At 38.4% G+C, this 16,404-nt stretch carries 15 protein-coding genes; 4 read left to right on the top strand and 11 right to left on the bottom strand.

Annotated features, from left to right (window positions below):
- Positions 1–44: 44 nt before the first annotated feature.
- From PI85_RS13340 to PI85_RS13330, 3 genes are all read right to left on the bottom strand, one after another.
- Positions 45–599, bottom strand: coding sequence for an HPP family protein (locus tag PI85_RS13340; protein WP_036122252.1), 555 nt, complete (start codon positions 597–599; stop codon positions 45–47).
- Between the two features lie 193 nt (positions 600–792).
- Complete coding sequence (locus PI85_RS13335; protein WP_036122250.1) at positions 793–2,148, bottom strand: acetamidase/formamidase family protein; 1,356 nt, start codon at positions 2,146–2,148, stop codon at positions 793–795.
- Between the two features lie 120 nt (positions 2,149–2,268).
- The gene (locus PI85_RS13330; protein WP_036122248.1) at positions 2,269–2,883 is read right to left on the bottom strand and encodes a PH domain-containing protein; all 615 of its coding nucleotides are present in this window, start codon (positions 2,881–2,883) and stop codon (positions 2,269–2,271) included.
- Positions 2,884–3,105: 222 nt separating this feature from the next.
- Here PI85_RS13330 and PI85_RS13325 point away from each other — a divergent pair, with 222 nt between their 5' ends.
- Both PI85_RS13325 and PI85_RS13320 read left to right on the top strand, forming a co-directional pair.
- Positions 3,106–3,828, top strand: a complete 723-nt coding sequence (locus tag PI85_RS13325; RefSeq protein ID WP_036122245.1) for a response regulator transcription factor — start codon at positions 3,106–3,108, stop codon at positions 3,826–3,828.
- Positions 3,825–5,213, top strand: a complete 1,389-nt coding sequence (locus tag PI85_RS13320; protein WP_036122244.1) for a HAMP domain-containing sensor histidine kinase — start codon at positions 3,825–3,827, stop codon at positions 5,211–5,213. The genes PI85_RS13325 and PI85_RS13320 overlap by 4 nt, the downstream gene beginning before the upstream one ends.
- A 25-nt stretch (positions 5,214–5,238) precedes the next feature.
- Here the strand turns inward: PI85_RS13320 and PI85_RS13315 are convergent, their stop codons facing one another.
- From PI85_RS13315 to PI85_RS13285, 7 genes are all read right to left on the bottom strand, one after another.
- Entirely contained in the window at positions 5,239–5,598 is a 360-nt protein-coding gene (locus PI85_RS13315; protein WP_036122241.1) for a YxeA family protein, read from the bottom strand.
- A gap of 1 nt (position 5,599) precedes the next feature.
- Entirely contained in the window at positions 5,600–7,468 is a 1,869-nt protein-coding gene (locus PI85_RS13310) for an ABC transporter permease (protein WP_036122238.1), read from the bottom strand.
- Entirely contained in the window at positions 7,455–8,222 is a 768-nt protein-coding gene (locus PI85_RS13305; RefSeq protein WP_036122233.1) for an ABC transporter ATP-binding protein, read from the bottom strand. The genes PI85_RS13310 and PI85_RS13305 overlap by 14 nt, the downstream gene beginning before the upstream one ends.
- 192 nt (positions 8,223–8,414) lie before the next feature.
- On the bottom strand, positions 8,415–8,888 hold the full coding sequence (locus PI85_RS13300) for a glutathione peroxidase (RefSeq protein ID WP_036122229.1): 474 nt from the start codon (positions 8,886–8,888) through the stop codon (positions 8,415–8,417).
- A gap of 17 nt (positions 8,889–8,905) precedes the next feature.
- The gene (locus tag PI85_RS13295) at positions 8,906–10,240 is read right to left on the bottom strand and encodes an FAD-dependent oxidoreductase (RefSeq protein ID WP_036122225.1); all 1,335 of its coding nucleotides are present in this window, start codon (positions 10,238–10,240) and stop codon (positions 8,906–8,908) included.
- Between the two features lie 13 nt (positions 10,241–10,253).
- Positions 10,254–11,399 (bottom strand): VanZ family protein, encoded by a 1,146-nt coding sequence (locus tag PI85_RS13290; protein WP_036122222.1) that lies wholly within the window; start codon positions 11,397–11,399, stop codon positions 10,254–10,256.
- Between the two features lie 254 nt (positions 11,400–11,653).
- Positions 11,654–11,941, bottom strand: a complete 288-nt coding sequence (locus PI85_RS13285; protein ID WP_036122218.1) for a DUF6509 family protein — start codon at positions 11,939–11,941, stop codon at positions 11,654–11,656.
- 158 nt (positions 11,942–12,099) lie between these two features.
- On the opposite strand from PI85_RS13285, the gene PI85_RS13280 reads away from it, so the two are divergent.
- Complete coding sequence (locus PI85_RS13280) at positions 12,100–13,278, top strand: serine-tRNA(Ala) deacylase AlaX (RefSeq protein WP_036122215.1); 1,179 nt, start codon at positions 12,100–12,102, stop codon at positions 13,276–13,278.
- Between the two features lie 48 nt (positions 13,279–13,326).
- Here the strand turns inward: PI85_RS13280 and PI85_RS13275 are convergent, their stop codons facing one another.
- On the bottom strand, positions 13,327–15,324 hold the full coding sequence (locus PI85_RS13275; RefSeq protein WP_036122213.1) for a methyl-accepting chemotaxis protein: 1,998 nt from the start codon (positions 15,322–15,324) through the stop codon (positions 13,327–13,329).
- A 329-nt stretch (positions 15,325–15,653) separates the two neighbouring features.
- Here PI85_RS13275 and PI85_RS13270 point away from each other — a divergent pair, with 329 nt between their 5' ends.
- Positions 15,654–16,403 (top strand): gluconate 2-dehydrogenase subunit 3 family protein, encoded by a 750-nt coding sequence (locus PI85_RS13270; protein WP_036122210.1) that lies wholly within the window; start codon positions 15,654–15,656, stop codon positions 16,401–16,403.
- Position 16,404: the final 1 nt, after the last annotated feature.

Genomic DNA, 16,404 nt, shown 5'->3' with positions numbered 1-16,404 from the left:
AAAAAGCCATCTATGAAGTGAATACTTCGCAGATGGCATCTTGATCACCAAAATTGTGGATATTTTCGTGTTTCTCTTAAATTATTTATTAACAGACCAAAGAAAACAATAATGATTGCCCCAATTAATACAGGCATAATTAAGTAACTCCAGCTATAGCCTCCTAAAATAATAATGATAGGATTGGCGCCTGCAGGTGGATGAATAATGCCTAACAAGGCCATGAAAAATATAGTTAACCCAACACCAAGGCTGATGGACAACATACTCGAACCTAATGTTGAATATAACACTAGACCAATAAATGCAGAAACCAAATGACCACCGATAATATTTCGAGGCTGAGACAATGGCGCATTCCAAACGACAAATACAAGAACACAGCTCCCACCAAGAGATGCCATTAACCAAGGTGCATTTGTATAATTTGTTAACAAAAGCAACACAAAAATACAGATTAGACCACCTATCGCTCCAGTAAAGGCATCAGCAAAATTTGTCCGAGAGGGCGCATGTCCGCCTCCCTTCATCTTTAACATAAAGGGCTTTATAATATTCTTTTTTTCAATTTTATTTCCTATTCGCACTAATTCTGACATTCAGCACCGACTTTGCTATTTCTCTATTTTTTATACTTATATATTGATGGATATTAAACTTTTATCATTATATCAATCCATCATAACATTTCAATTCTAACTTCAAATTTCCGACAAATAATCACTTTTTCCACTCACAACTCCTACAAAAAAAGCAAACCATTGAAAGTTTGCTTTCCTACAAATTGATTGGTTAATCGTATTGTTTTTTCACCGTTTTATAAATTCGGACCTTTTTCAGTATCGTTTTAGGTACTTGGAAAGTGGCTGTGACAACGCCTGGATGACGACCAATTTCTATAGAGCCTGTGATGGTTGCTCTATTTAATACCTCTGGTTCAGGTAATTCGAATAGCTTGGAAGCACGACGAATAGCATTATCAGTTGCCTCATTTAATGTTTTGCCAGAACCAACGATGGATACAGGGAATGCCTCTTCAACCTGTTTTACGCCAAATTCCTCTGCTAGTTCGCGAGCACGACGCTTTTCTTCCTTTGTAAAAGGCTTTGCTGTATACGGTAAATCTTCCTCATTTGGTAGTAATATAGGGCCTTCCAATGCTACTTTCTTCAAGACACTAACTTGAAGCTGTACAATTCCTGCTACATCAGTTGTATGTCCTGCAATCTCACCATCTCCCTGCATGGCATGCATATCTCCAATGTATACGCCACCGCCAGGAACCTTTACAGGACAAATAATCGTTGCACCTTCACGAACTCTGCTAATATCCATATGTCCATCAGTACGATGTAAATCCAATTCATCCTGTGTAAAGGCATATTCATGTGGTGCCCCAATTAAAAATGAACCAAAATCACCCGCATTATGAGAATCGGGCATTGCCTTTGAAGGGGTTGTACCAAGCTGACCTAAAAATGGGCGCATTCTGGCCATGACACCTATTATGTCACTTGGTGCTAGTGCAACAACAGGATTTTGAGTAGAGTTTTCGGGTGTTCTCATGTAATTTTTGGCATCAAGGGCAATACGACGGGCACCCTCTCGTCCAATCGTTACACCTATTTGCCCTTTATGATCAAACGTCATTGTGTAGCCATTCGTCATTTTGAATGGTGCTGTATCTGTGTCACATGTCGAACAGCGAATGGCTTGAGGACCAATACCTTTTACAACTGTGCTTGGGTGGAGCTTGCCACAGCCTGGGCATTTTACGGAAACAAATGGATCACCAATGAATCGATCTGTAATCGCCTCATCATGACCAGAGGAAGTGGCCAGGGAAGTAACCTGAATAGACTTAATTTTAATGACGATGGCGTCCCCCACCTCAGCCCCCTCCACAAAAACAGGCTTCGTTACTTCATGTCCACCCCGTATAGTTGGTGTTAGCATGGGTCCCCAGCAGCCAGGTGTGGTATTGGCAATAATTGTTCCTCCATCTTTAACTGGCCCAAGCATTTCTTGAGAAGGGTCTAAAATACCATCTATAAACTCATTTACGAACAATGTCTCAGCGGCTTGCGGTTGCTGTATAAAGTCACTTTCTAGTCCCTCTTTGTCAAGCACTTGCAATTCGTTTGTCATTTTTCGTCACGCTCCTAGTTTGTCTTTTTATGTATGAGATTATATGTAAAAAAACGCTCTCCACATACGCAGAGAGCTATTCTTTTCTATCATGAGCAGCCTAAACTACTAGGCACACAATTAATTATTCATATATAAATCAAAAATATGTGAGAAATCTTCTTTTTTGTACTGATCTTTATGATCAATCATCCAAGTGTTCGCAAAGCGGGTAATTGCCTCAAATGATGCTGATGGAGAAATATTATCATTGCCTATTCGTCCAAGTGATGAAGAAGCAATATGTAAGCTTTTTTCTGCTACTTCTAACTTATAGGCATTGTTCTTTTGTTCGTAGCTAATCGCATGTAGTGCTTTATATAAATCTTTAATGTCATCAATAAAGCGTTTATGAATGTCGATGGAAAGTGGAGAATTACCGATTGTAAACTTAATTTCGACATCAAGGTCAATTGTTCCTGCTGTTTCGAGAAAAACATCTGTAATAGCGTACATAGAATAGTCATAGCGACGTAGTAATCGTTTTTTACTCATAGCGCTTTCGCCATCTACATGGAGAATGGCACGGTTTGTAAAGCAGTATTCATCTGCCTTCGTTTTAATTAAAAAGTAAATTTTCTCATCAATTTCATGTAGTATAAAATCATCTGCATCTGTTTTATCATAGTCCTCTCGTTGAACGACTACTCCAATATCAGATAATCCTAATGCATCGGCAGCTATTTTTTTAAACATTGCCATTCCTCCTCATTCGTTTATACTCTTTTTACGTTTAATGGCTGTAAAGGTTTCATTCCCCCAACTTCATTTTTAATAATTGTGAACGTAAGTTTACAAAGTCTTCTCTTAGTAATACTTCGTTTCCTCTTTTCAGTACATTTCATTTATAATGATGTTCATAACATAGAAAGATTCTTTCAAAAAGAAAGTATTCATCAAAAAAAAGGTGTGTGAATAATGCAAGAGCCAACCATATTAGTAGTGGATGATGAGGTAGATTTAGCGAATCTTCTAAAGGTAAGCCTGCAAAAAGAAGGCTATAAACAAATTTATACAGCTGGCTCTATACACGATGCTTGGACAAGCTTTCAGCAAACAAGTCCCGATATTGTGCTTCTAGATGTCATGCTTCCTGATGGGGAAGGCTATGATTTATGCAGACGAATTCGCGAAGTATCGCATGTCCCCGTGCTCTTCATGTCTGCTAAAAATGAAGAAATTGATAAAATTTTAGGACTTGCCATTGGAGGTGACGATTATATTACAAAGCCCTTTAGCCCTAAGGAAGTTGCCTACCGTGTAAAGGCACAGTTACGAAGAGCTGGCTATCAAACACACGATACAATTTTGAGCATTTCAGAAAAAACGATACAAGTTGGACCCTTCCTGCTTAACGGTGATGAAACTGAAGTACACAAGGATGGAGTTTTATTGGAGTTAACAGCTAAGGAAATTGGTTTAATGGCATGTTTTATGCACAACCCTAATCGCATTTTAAGTAAAGAGACTCTTTTTGAGCGTGTTTGGGGAGAGGATTTTTTCGGTTCTGATAATACTGTTATGGTTCATATTCGACGTCTGCGTGAAAAAATTGAGCAGGATGCCTCAAAACCTTTTTTTATCACAACTGTAAAAGGACTTGGGTATAAGTTCGTCATACCAAAAGAGGCGCAAGGATGAAGTGGAAATTGACTGCACGCTTCCTCTTTTCTGTGCTATCCATTGTAATCATCGTTATATTCGTCAATACAGCCATTCTCATCGGGCTACTGTCATATAGACTTATTAATGATTCTCATGGAGCTACTGAATCGAAAGAAGAAGACTTCGTACGGAATTTTCAGCAGTATATTGACATAGAAAATGGAGCAGCTTCTATAAGTACAGAAGGACTCGAACAGTTGCATCAGCGAAATGCTTGGATTCAATTACTTGATATGAATGGTCAAGTCATTGGTTCTCAATTTGCTCCAGAAGAAGCACCTTCCCATTACAAACCCATTGATTTGATACAAGTGTACAAATATAAAGAATTTGATGCTGATACGACGGTTTATGTTGGTGTCAAAGATGAGGTTAGTTATCTTGTAGGCATTAAAGGCAGTAATGTTGCGCGATTAGTCATGCATATTTCTGGCCCCTCCTTGTTACAGTTTGCTGGTAAATTTGGATTATTCATTGTTATTGCTGATTTAATTGTCGCTGCATTGGTTGGCTGGCTATTTGGTCGTACGCTAACCAAGCCTCTCTATGCTTTGATAGAACGTATTCGTCATTTAAAAAACCATGAGCATCAGCCAGTAAAAACGCCTGGTGGTGTATATAAAACTGTCTTTGAAAATTTAAATGAAGTATCCAGAGAACTAGCCACACATGAGCAGGAACGCAAGCGTCTTGAACTGCTGCGTGAGGAATGGATTAGCAATGTCTCTCATGATATGAAAACACCGCTAGCCTCTATTCGTGGCTATGCAGAGCTTTTAGACGACGAGACACTCCCCTCTCAAGAACAGGCCGAGTATGCTCAGATTATCGAGAAACAGTCATTGCATATGCAAGATTTGCTTGATGACCTAAATTTAACGATGCGCTTAAGACATCAGCAACTACCGCTTACTTTACAAGACGTCAATATGGTTCCGTTTATTCGTGAGATTGTGATTGATACATTAAATACCCCACAGTTTGAACTCGCCAATATAGAGTTTGAAGCAACCTCAGAGAACAATCACCATCTCATTGACGAACATTTTATGCGCAGAGCCATTATGAACTTTTTACACAATGCCCTACTTCACAATCCGCCAGATGTATCTGTCCATGTATCTATCGATAATGACTCCATTACGATAGCGGATAATGGCAAAGGGATCTCCGCAGAGGATTTAGAGCATATTTTTGAGCGCTATTACCGCGGTACAAATACGGATAATACAGTTGGTACGGGCTTAGGAACCGCTATTGCTAGAGATATTATTGAAGCCCATGGAGGTACTGTTACTATCACTTCAGAAGAAGGAAAGGGTACAATCGTTACCATCTATATAAAAAAGGAGCAGCCCTAGTTAGACTAGTGGATGCTCCTTTTTGCTATTTCATTTGATCTTGCACTTTATTCGGTAACTCGTGGAATTTCACCTCATCATAGGAAGTGACTTCTGTCTCTTTTTTAACGTAAAGCTTTAAATAAGCATCATGGCGTAAATTTTTGTGAGCGGAGAACTTTAATGTTTTTTCTTCGCCATTTTTATTGTAGGCAGACAGCTCATACCAATACATTTTAAAAATTTCACCATTACTTGCCTTATACTCCTCTACCTCACCATCAGCCGTAATATGGACATAATAAGTGTCTTTATTTAAACGGTTAAAATCTACAGTCATCAATACAACTAACCCTGCTATGAATAAGATAAGCAATGCGCCTATCCCTAAAAATACTTTTTTCATATTAATTCCCCTGTCTTACAATTTTGTAGAACGAACGTACAGTAAATATATAATAGATGAAATAAATAGCAGAATACGCAATCATCCATAATATCACTGGCTTCGTAATATTCATACCAAATAACTGTGAAAATGCTAGTAACGCAAATGCACTATGCACAATACCTACGATAAGTGGTGCACTAAAGATGACAGCCACTTGTCCGGCTACAGTCTTTAAGATTTGCTTACTGTTTACACCAATTTTATTTAAAATCGCATATTTCGCCTGATCTTCCTCGGCTTCCGTTAAGATTTTAAAATAAATGATACTTCCTGTTGCCGCTAGGAAAACTAGTCCAAGGAAGCTACCAACAAACAGTAATGCACCTACTGTTGCTATACTGTCCTCATAGCTTTGCGGAACACTAGAGAAAGATTCTTGCTGTTCTGTCGACAATTGCTTGACTATGTCTTGTGAAACGGCCTGTTGTTTCAAATCATTATCTAACCCAATAGCCTGCATCTGTACTTCTTCTGCATTAGTCGTAGCAAACTCTTGATCATTCACGACAAGTACAGTCCCCGCCGGAATAAAGTTAAGAACACTCTCTGTGTACATTTTTTCAACATGGAAGGAATCTCCATTTTTTAACTTAAAATCTTCCCCAGTAAAGTCATGTGAAAATCGTTCATCATAAGCTGCGTCCAGCAGCACGGCCGATCCACCAGCAATATGCAGGTTTTGATCTTTACCTTGTAATTTTGCTAAACGATTATAATCAGATTCCTTAAGTAATGTATATTCGAAAAATGAAAATTCATTATCGACACGTAAATTCTTCACAGACAGTGATTCATGATAGATAACATCTTTCTGTGAAAACTCGACGGGATCGCCTTTCCACATAAATGTATTGGGCAGCATCTGACGTACCGATGCTTCTGCATTATAATACATACCAAAGACGCCACCGCCTGCTGTAATTGTCGTCGCACTTAAAATGGCAATAATCGACAATGACTTAGCATTTGCTCGGATACGATACAGTAACTGGGAAACTCCGATTAAATTTAACCCTTTCCATGACCAAGATGTCGCTCTTTTTAAAGCTGTTAACACAAAGACACTTACACTATGGAATAAAAGATATGTCCCGACAATAGTTACGCCGATGACCATTAGTGGCGTGCCTAGAACCGTAAAGAATCGCCAAATTTCACTCGTAAACATATCAGAGGCAGCTGTATAATAACCAAATGCGATAAGCGCCGTTCCTAAAACAGCAGCTACTAAAGAGGCACGTGGAATTTGCTCACCCTGTTTTTCTGCATGAAATAAGTCAATCAATTTAAATTGATAAATAACACGATAGCCCTGTAACGACGTGAATAAAAACAGTATTGTAAAAATGACTGCTGTATTCACCAGTGCCTCTACCGAAAATGTTAGGCTTCCAACAATTTCATACCCCATTAAGCGGACTAATATCATTAATAATCCTTGAGACATAAAGAATCCTAAAACGATGCCCAATACTAGAGAAACTAATCCTATGACTAGATTCTCGAAAAACAGCATGAGACCAATCTTTTGCTTACGCACACCTAATAGTGAGTAGAGTGCTACTTCCTTTTTCCGTTTCTTCATAAAAAATGAATTAGAATAGGCCATAAAGATGACAATGAAGAACAATAAAACAACAGACGATGCACTCATCAATCCTTTAATTTGCTGAGAGGATTGTTTTAAGGCTGAAAGATCATCATTATATTTCAGTGTCACAAATGTAAAGTAAATGACGATACTGAATACCATTGAGGCAATATATAAAAAATAGTTGGATAGATTACGTTGAATATTTTTACGTGCTAAACTAAATAACGTCATTTACTCCACCCCCGATGCTTGACAGCACCTGTAGAATCTCTTGGAAAAATTGTTTCCTTGTTAGAGTCCCACGATGAATTTCCTTGGATAACTGTCCGTCCTGAATAAATAATATGCGTTGACAGAAGCTCGCTGCAAAAGCGTCATGAGTAACCATCATAATGGTTGCCGCCTGTGTTTGATTTAAATCACTTAAACTTTCCAGCAAATCGGTTGCTGATTTTGAATCAAGTGCACCTGTAGGCTCATCCGCAAAGATTAATTTTGGCTCTGTCACTAAAGCGCGTGACGAAGCTGTACGCTGCTTTTGTCCGCCAGATATTTGATAAGGATATTTATCCAATAAATCACTAATGCCGAACAATGAAGCAATACGATCAACTCTAGCGCTAATAGCCTTTGTTGGCATTTTTGCAATAGCCAACGGCAAGACTATATTTTCACGTACCGTTAAAGAATCAAGTAAATTATAGTCTTGGAATATAAATCCTAAGTTATCACGACGAAAATCAGCTAATTCAGCATCTTTCATACGCGCTAAGTTCGTATCACCAATTATGATTTCACCAGTCGTCGGTGTATCAATCGTAGCTAATACATTAAGAAGCGTAGATTTCCCAGCCCCTGAAGGACCCATTACGCCCACAAATTCACCTTTATTTACTTCAAATGATATATTAGACAACGCTGTAAAGGTATTAGCGCCCTTGCCGTAAGTTTTCTCAACATTTTGTACCTGTAATAATGGCGTCATATACGCTCCTCCTCTTCTTTCTGACTTTAGTATACGCCCCCAAACTTACAGCAAAATTGTCGCAAGCTTACAGCAACCTTAAATCATCTATTCTCAATAAATTAATTTGTGTTATCCACATCCATTGCCTTTTTTGCTTATATTGATAAAAAAAAGATTCATACACAGTCTGTGCATGAATCCTTCTAACTATTAGGCTAAAACTTTTTTAATATCCTCTTCAAAGCTACTTGGTTTATCTGCCGATGCGTAGCGTCCAACAACCTCTCCATCTCGATTCACTAAGAATTTAGTAAAATTCCATTTAATGCTGTTGCCTAAAAAACCTTTAGAATGTGAAGTGAGATAATCAAAAATCGGATGCGCTTCCTTACCATTCACCTTAACGATTTTATGCATCGGGAAGGTTACCCCATATTCCAGTCGGCATTGTGAAGCGGCTTCTTCAGCAGTCGCCAGCTCTTGCTTGAATTGATTGGACGGGAAACCTAGAACAACAAGACCTTCTTCCTGATACTTTTCAAAGAGACCTTCTAATTCCTCGAATTGCGGTGTAAAGCCACATTTTGAGGCAGTATTGACAATTAACATCGGCTTTCCTTTATAACGCTCTAGGCTATAGTCAGTACCATCTTCTAACGTCACGTTAATATTATAAATACTCATTGCTACCTACCTCCTATTTATAAACGTCCATTCATTCTTGCCACCTGTTGTAAAGGATCCCATACGCCGTTAAATGGCGGTGCATAAGCTAAATCTAAATCTAGCAAATCTGGTAATGTCATTTTACTATACAATGCGGTTGCAAACACATCAATACGCTTATCAACACCAGCTGGCCCAACAATTTGTGCACCTAATAGCAACTGATCTCGTTTACGTACAACTACTTTAATGTACATACGTTGTGCACCTGGATAATAGCCTGCAATATGGCGAGCTGATAATTTAAAGGCCTCGTAATCAAAGCCTAGCTCTTTCGCATGGCTTTCATTTATACCCGTTGTAGCAATTGTTAAGTTGAAGAATTTTAAAATAGATGTCCCGACAATGCCTCTGAACGGTGCAAACTTTCCTGACATATTAAGACCCGCTAGACGGCCCTGTTTATTGGCAGTTGTCCCCAAAGGTATATAATCTATGCGCTCCTTCACAATATTAAAATGAGTGGCACAATCTCCTGCCGCATAAACATTCTCCACCGAAGTTTCTAAATGACGATTGACGATAATCGCCCCATTTTTTGCAAAAGCTATACCAGTACCTTCTAGAAACTTTGTATTGGGTCTAATACCTGAAGCAACAATGACTAAATCTGTTTCCAAGACACCATTATTTGTGATGACCCTTTCCACTCGTTTATTCCCTTCAAAAGCTTCTACATCTGTATTTAATAATAGCTCTACATTGTTCTTTTTTGCTTCTTCATGAACATGTTGGGCAAGCTCTTCATCTAAAATTTTTGCCACATGGCTTCCTCGTTGAACAAGTCTTACCTTTTTCCCACAGGCATGTAACGTTTCTGCCATCTCTAAGCCGATATAGCCGCCACCAATAATAGTTACCTGTTCAATATCAGGCGTTAAATCAGCCATTAAATCTTCTAATTGAGGAATTGTTTTTACGGTGTGGATACCTTCTAGTTCTACACCTCTTTTAACAGGTACAACTGGATCTGCCCCTGTTGCAATAAGAAGCTTATCATAGGAAATTTCAAATACTTCGCCACTTGCCTGTACCCCCGAAACAACCTGCTTCTCTACATCTACCTTTTCTACCTCATAGCCAACTCTTGCATCGATGCCATATTTACCTCGAAAAGTTTCAACATCTCTTGCAATCAATCGTTTGGTTGATGAAATACGACCATCTACAACATATGGCAATCCACATTGTCCATATGAATAAATAAAGCCACGTTCTAAAGTAGTTATTTCCGCTCCTGGTACATTACGATAGATTTCCATAGCTGCAGACATCCCTGCAGCATCTCCCCCAATGATGACGTATTTCATTCCACTTGCCCCCTTATTTTTTCCTTGTTGCCATTAAATCTGCGTATTGGTCGATATACAACCGACGCTTTCCTCCGCTAACAATGACACGTATAACATGAATAGCTATTATCATTGTAAGTGCAAAACCTCCTAATGAGGCTAGTAAAGAAATGACAATTTGCAGAACATAAAATGGTGAATCCATATCTAATTGAATCTCACCGACTGTTGAAATGGCCTCTAATAGACATACGGTCGCAACAATCGCTACACAGCGTCTCCATGATTGCTTTACTATACTTTTGCCCTTCTTATGGACCATTGTAAAGCGCATAATTTTCATACCTACTGTTGCGCCATTCATCATACTTGGTATGAAGCCAAAGATAGTCATGTATAGTGTAATGACAACTAAGAACTCAAAAGTGCCACTATAACCCGTTAGAGCGCCGATAATGAACCAAATTACTTGTACGATAAATAAATCAATAACCAATGCTAGTAAAATGGATATTGGTTTTACAATATCCTTTTTTTCCATTTCCGCAGCTTTAGCCTCGACCTCTTCATGAGAAGGAAATAGTGCCCACACGATAGGAGCTAAAAAGAAGCCTAATAATGCACCTATGCTGTTTAGCAATAAATCATCCACATCAAATATGCGGTAGGCACAATTAAAAATGCCATAAATACCTGTTCTTTGTGTGATCTCATAAAACAATGTTAGCAAAAAGCTTATTATAAATGCACGTTTCCAGTACCTTCTTTCTTGAAGAAAATATCGCAAGTACACACCAAATGGCAGTAATAATAGGAAATTAAAAAATGCTTGATAAAATGCTTGCTGTTTTGTGATAGCAAGCCATGTCGATGGATTGGTTAAGACAACACCACTGTCCTTTAAAATATCCTCGACAAATTGAAATAGTCGTAAATTTGTATGGACTGTATCTGGCGATTGAAGAGAGCAAGTATCCCTTGTAGATGGGAATGGCAGTAATACTAAACAGAGCGCAGATAAAAAGTAAAAAATAAAGGAGAACATAATAATTGTTTTTGACATAGACAAGTAACTATATTTCCGATACGTATAAATTAACCATGGAATAACAAGAACAAATGATAAAATAATCGTTATGAAAAATGCAATAAGAATGGATTGCGTGTAAGTTGACATATATAAGCACCTCTCTATTTAAACTGCCCGAATTAATGAAACCTAAAACTCAGTTTAATCCCCACACTCTACGCGAATATGTCAATAAGCTTACATAATCCTTAAGTCCATCCATTCACCCCAGATTTTTGAGCAATACGATGCTGATTAAGCCGACATAACCCCTTGCTCACAAACCGTTCCTGTAGGTAGCAGACCTCCACATCTTCAAAATAAAAAAACAGGTAAAGAATATACTCTCTACCTGTTTCGTTTTATGCCTTTGTTATTTCCTCTTTACAAAATACTAAAATTTCCTCTAGTTCATCATCCTCTAAAGCAAAATCTAAGTATTCACCCTCTGCTTTTTCCATGATGAAGTAATTTAAAATATATGGCTCTCCTGCCTTTTCACCTATAAGAACACGAATTTCAATACCTGCTTCGTGATATAGCTCATCTTCTTCATCAATTTCAATATCTAAAATAAATTCGTAACGCTTCCCTTCTATAATATTTGTTGGGTCTAAAATTTCTTCCATTGAGAATTGTGTAATTTCCATAATGCTAGCTCCTTTATCTTTAGCTGTTCCTTTCTATATTAAATCAATTTCAGCATGGGTCAACTAGAAAAGCCATATACACTTGTAAGTAATTATGCCAAAATAAAGTGAAATCTACCCTAGCGTAAACTGTACCTACATAAAAAGGAGGCTTTTACTTGAAAGATTTATTATATTATCAGGACGTTATGTTACGTGAGTTTGATGCTCATATTATTAGTAAAGAAACCGACGAATTTGGTCGTCATTATGTTGTATTATCTAATACAGCATTTTATCCAACTGGCGGAGGACAACCCCATGATACTGGCACATTGAACGGGATAGAAGTGATAGATGTAGAGAAAGTCGGAGAAGAGATTCGCCATTACATGCAGGGTCATGTATCAGAATTGGAAGGCTTCGTGCACGGTACATTAAATTGGCCTAGGCGATTCGACCATATGCAGCAACATGCTGGTCAGCATATTTTAACAGCGGCATTTGTAGAACTTTTTGATGCTCAGACGGTTAGTTTTCATCTAGGAAGTGAGCATGTCACAATTGATATTGCTGTAGATACTTTGACAGAACAACAGCTAACAGCAGCAGAAATACGAGCTAATGAAATCATTTTAGAAAACCGTCCGATAGAAACTACGTGGATTACAGAAAATGAACTGTCCGATTTTAACCTTCGGAAAGAAGTTGCTGTAACTGGAGATATTCGACTTGTTATCATTCCTGACTATGATTACAACGGCTGTGGTGGGACTCATCCAACATCTACTGGGCAGGTCAATGCCATAAAAATTCTAGGTACTGAAAAAATGAAGGGCAATGTGCGTGTCTCATTCGTTTGTGGTCAACGTGTTTTAAACGAACTTGCTATGCGTAAAAAAGTATTAGGTGATGTGGCACGTCAGCTAAGCGTTCCTGAGGTAGAGGCAGCTACAGCTCTCGCTAAAATACTAAGCGCTCAGAAACATACAGAAAAAGCACTTGTTGTAGCCAAGGAGGAGCTCCTAACATACGAAGCAAAAGCGCTCGCTATAAATAGCTCAGGTCTTGTTACTGCTGCTTTTCAACAACGAACTATGCAAGAGCTACAAAAATTAGCTCGTACGATTGTTTCTGAACAAGAAGATATGGTCACTTTGCTTGTTTCTGAAAGTGAAGGCAAGCTACAGTTCGTTGCTGCTAGAGGAAAACATGTATCTAAAAGCATGAAGGCTATTGCCGAAAAGGCATTACCGCTCATTAATGGTAAGGGTGGCGGAAGTGATCAAATGGTGCAAGGTGGCGGTGAATGTATTATTTCTAAAGAAGAACTACTAGAAGCTATGCAAAACGTTTAATATCGCTAACAAAAGAGGAGCTGTCCAATTATGACAGCTCCTCTTTCTTTAATATTTAAATTTTTGAATGGCTCCATATAAACGTTTCGCCATTGCTGATAGTTTTTCAGTTTGATCATTCATCGTTGTAACTGTATTTAACTGTTCTGTTGTAGCATCAGTTACCTCATGCACATAATCACTGGCAGCATGTGCTGTGGCAGCCATTTCTTCCATAGACGCTGAAACTTCCTCTGTATTGGCAGACATTTGTTCCGCAGAGGCATTCATTTCTTCGACTTGGCCAGCTATTTCTCCAACAGCTTGAACTATTTCCTCGAAGCGTTCACCCACTGCATCAATGGATGCCAATCCTCGTTCCACATTATCTTCACCTAATTCTGCTGCCTTCACCACCTCTAATGTGTACGATTGAACTCGCTCAATTAACACATTAATTTTAGTAGCAGACTCGGCTGTTTGCTCTGATAACTTGCGAACCTCTTCTGCCACAACGGCAAATCCTTTACCAGCATCTCCGGCTCGTGCAGCTTCAATGGATGCATTGAGTGCTAATAAATTTGTTTGATCAGAAATAGCTGCAATCATATTAGAAATTAAGTTAATTTCCTCTGACTCTTTTTCTAATTTATGAATAATCATCAGCTCGGCGGTAGTCCCTTCCTGAATCTCATTCATGCGACGGATTGATTGCTGGACAGCATCATTACTTTCACTAATTTTCTGGGAAATAAAATCTGTATTTGAGGCAATAGTTGAAGCTACTTCAGCTACATTTTGTATACCTAATGCCATTTGCTCCATAGCAGACGCACTTTCCTCTGCCATGACAGTTTGGCTTTGTGCTCCTCTATCTATTTCATTGATTGCGCCTGCTATTTGTTTAGAATGTTTTGTTACAGCCATTACATCTCCCATTAAATCACATGAAGCTTCATTCACAGTTGTCGCTTCATGGCTCACTTTTGCAATCATTTCTCGCATATTTACAGTCATGCGATCCAATGCACGCGACATTGTCCCCATCTCATCAATACGTTTCAAATACTTCTCAGGAATCTCTTGTGTAAAGTCACCCTCTGATAAGCCTTCGCTAATACGGAGAACATGACGAAGTGGTCTACTAACAGATCGTGAAATAGCAAATGAGATAAATAGCCCTAGTAACGAAACAATAATAGTTGTGACTATAAAGTTTGTCTTGAGCTTAGAAAGCCCCGAAAACATCTCATTTTCTAAAGCAATAACGCCCATTTTCCAACCATTATCAAGTGTATGGTAGCCCATTAAGTTTGTACCTGCATCCTCTGTTTCAAATGAAAAATAACCGCTTTTATGTGCAATCATCTCTTTTGCAGCCAATGCTCTCCCTGTCATTACACCTGTTTCTTCTGCTTCCTCGATGGGGTTATTTTGCTCTTTCACATAGGCATGATTATTATGGCCAATGATAGTTCCTTTAGCGTCTAACATAAATGCATACCCACTGTTTCCAACTTTTATATCCTCTACAATATTGGACAAATAATAGCCATCCATACGAGCTAGTAGTAAAGCTTTCTCACCTGATACCGTGTCGATTGGAGAGACAATTAAAATAACAGGCTCCCCGGTTACGCGGCTAATCGTAATTTCGGACATAACGGATTTACCCGTAAAGCCCTCCTTTACATAATCACGATCACCTAAGTCAGCAGTAGTATCATCCAAATAATGAGCGACTCCGTCAGCTTTAATAATGCCAAATCCAAGATAATTTTTATTATCCGCAAGACGTTTCGATAAATATTGTTTTTGCTTGTCAAAATCCATACTACGTACTGCCTCTTGCTCCGCTATTGCCTCAACCTCTACTAACGTTAATTGAAAGTGTTCTTCTATGTATTGTGAAACATCCTCAGCTCTAGATACCAAGTTTGATTCCACTTGCTCATTCATTGCCTTCGTACTATTTATCCAAGTTGACAGTCCCAGTGTCCCACACGTCACAAAAACAAGAGCTATAATGGCAACGACTAATTTACCACCAATTCCTTTTATCCACATTCCCTTTTACTCACTTCTTCCATTTTTAGCTATAAAATTCAGTTATTTATGCATTACTTTCAGAGTAAAGTCAGCAAAAGGAGAAGTCAACAAAACTTTTCCAATAAGATTAATTAATGTATAATAATACCATTTACCCTATTGCTATAGTGCTAACAATTTTCTACATTTTTTTAACTTATCGGTATCTTTTGCTATAGGTAGACAAAATTCATTGGCTTTAATGGATGAAATTAAAACTTTTTCCAACAAAAATTGATTATAATTCACATTTTTTGCTGATTATTAGAAATAGGATAGATTCAAAACATTTTGAGGGGAGGATTACGATGAGTTCAGACAAGAACAATGTTTCACGTCGTGACTTTTTAAAGACAACTGGTATAGCTGCTGGTACATTAGTCGGCGGTGGATTAATTGGAGGACTAGTAGGCTACAACATCAATGGTAAAGGTACATCTACTCTGGAGCATGATGGACACGGTACTACAAACGAGGCTCTTGGTTCGCCAAAAGCAAAAATGTTTTTTAGAAATGAAAGAGATTTCAGTATTTTATCAAAGGCTACCGAACGCATTTTTCCTGAAGATGATTTAGGGCCAGGTGCTATAGGATTGGATGTCCCTTATTTTATCGATCATCAATTAGCAGGAAATTACGGCAGTAATTCTAAGGAATATATGCAAGGCCCTTTTGATGTAGGTTCCCCTACTCAAGGCTATCAAAGCCGCCTAACGCGAGCTGAAATTTTCAGACAGGGCATTCAAAGAATGGACGATGAGGCGCAAAAACGTTTTAAGAAGAGCTTTAACGATTTGGATGGTAAACAAATCGATGAAATTTTAACAGCCTTTCAAAAGGGTGAAGTTGAAATGGTTGGTGTACAATCAGCATTCTTCTTTACACTGTTACGAGCCGCTACATTAGAGGGCGCTTATTCTGACCCAATGTATGGAGGGAATCGTAATATGGATGGCTGGCGCATGAAGAACTTCCCTGGCCACCAAATGGCTTATATATCACAAATTGAAGATAAGAAATTCCAAAAAATTGAGCCTAAATCTTTGGGCAACCACTAAG

Source organism: Lysinibacillus sp. A1, from assembly GCF_000801965.1.
Classification (GTDB): Bacteria; Bacillota; Bacilli; order Bacillales_A; family Planococcaceae; genus Lysinibacillus; species Lysinibacillus fusiformis.
This window is presented reverse-complemented; position numbering and strand designations above follow the sequence as displayed.

Bases quoted from the DNA above. Each gene is read 5' to 3' on its own strand.
- PI85_RS13340 (WP_036122252.1), bottom strand. From the start codon at position 599: ATGTCAGAATTAGTGCGAATAGGAAATAAAATTGAAAAAAAGAATATT.
- PI85_RS13335 (WP_036122250.1), bottom strand. From the start codon at position 2,148: ATGACAAACGAATTGCAAGTGCTTGACAAAGAGGGACTAGAAAGTGAC.
- PI85_RS13330 (WP_036122248.1), bottom strand. From the start codon at position 2,883: ATGTTTAAAAAAATAGCTGCCGATGCATTAGGATTATCTGATATTGGA.
- PI85_RS13325 (WP_036122245.1), top strand. From the start codon at position 3,106: ATGCAAGAGCCAACCATATTAGTAGTGGATGATGAGGTAGATTTAGCG.
- PI85_RS13320 (WP_036122244.1), top strand. From the start codon at position 3,825: ATGAAGTGGAAATTGACTGCACGCTTCCTCTTTTCTGTGCTATCCATT.
- PI85_RS13315 (WP_036122241.1), bottom strand. From the start codon at position 5,598: ATGAAAAAAGTATTTTTAGGGATAGGCGCATTGCTTATCTTATTCATA.
- PI85_RS13310 (WP_036122238.1), bottom strand. From the start codon at position 7,468: ATGACGTTATTTAGTTTAGCACGTAAAAATATTCAACGTAATCTATCC.
- PI85_RS13305 (WP_036122233.1), bottom strand. From the start codon at position 8,222: ATGACGCCATTATTACAGGTACAAAATGTTGAGAAAACTTACGGCAAG.
- PI85_RS13300 (WP_036122229.1), bottom strand. From the start codon at position 8,888: ATGAGTATTTATAATATTAACGTGACGTTAGAAGATGGTACTGACTAT.
- PI85_RS13295 (WP_036122225.1), bottom strand. From the start codon at position 10,240: ATGAAATACGTCATCATTGGGGGAGATGCTGCAGGGATGTCTGCAGCT.
- PI85_RS13290 (WP_036122222.1), bottom strand. From the start codon at position 11,399: ATGTCAACTTACACGCAATCCATTCTTATTGCATTTTTCATAACGATT.
- PI85_RS13285 (WP_036122218.1), bottom strand. From the start codon at position 11,941: ATGGAAATTACACAATTCTCAATGGAAGAAATTTTAGACCCAACAAAT.
- PI85_RS13275 (WP_036122213.1), bottom strand. From the start codon at position 15,324: ATGTGGATAAAAGGAATTGGTGGTAAATTAGTCGTTGCCATTATAGCT.
- PI85_RS13270 (WP_036122210.1), top strand. From the start codon at position 15,654: ATGAGTTCAGACAAGAACAATGTTTCACGTCGTGACTTTTTAAAGACA.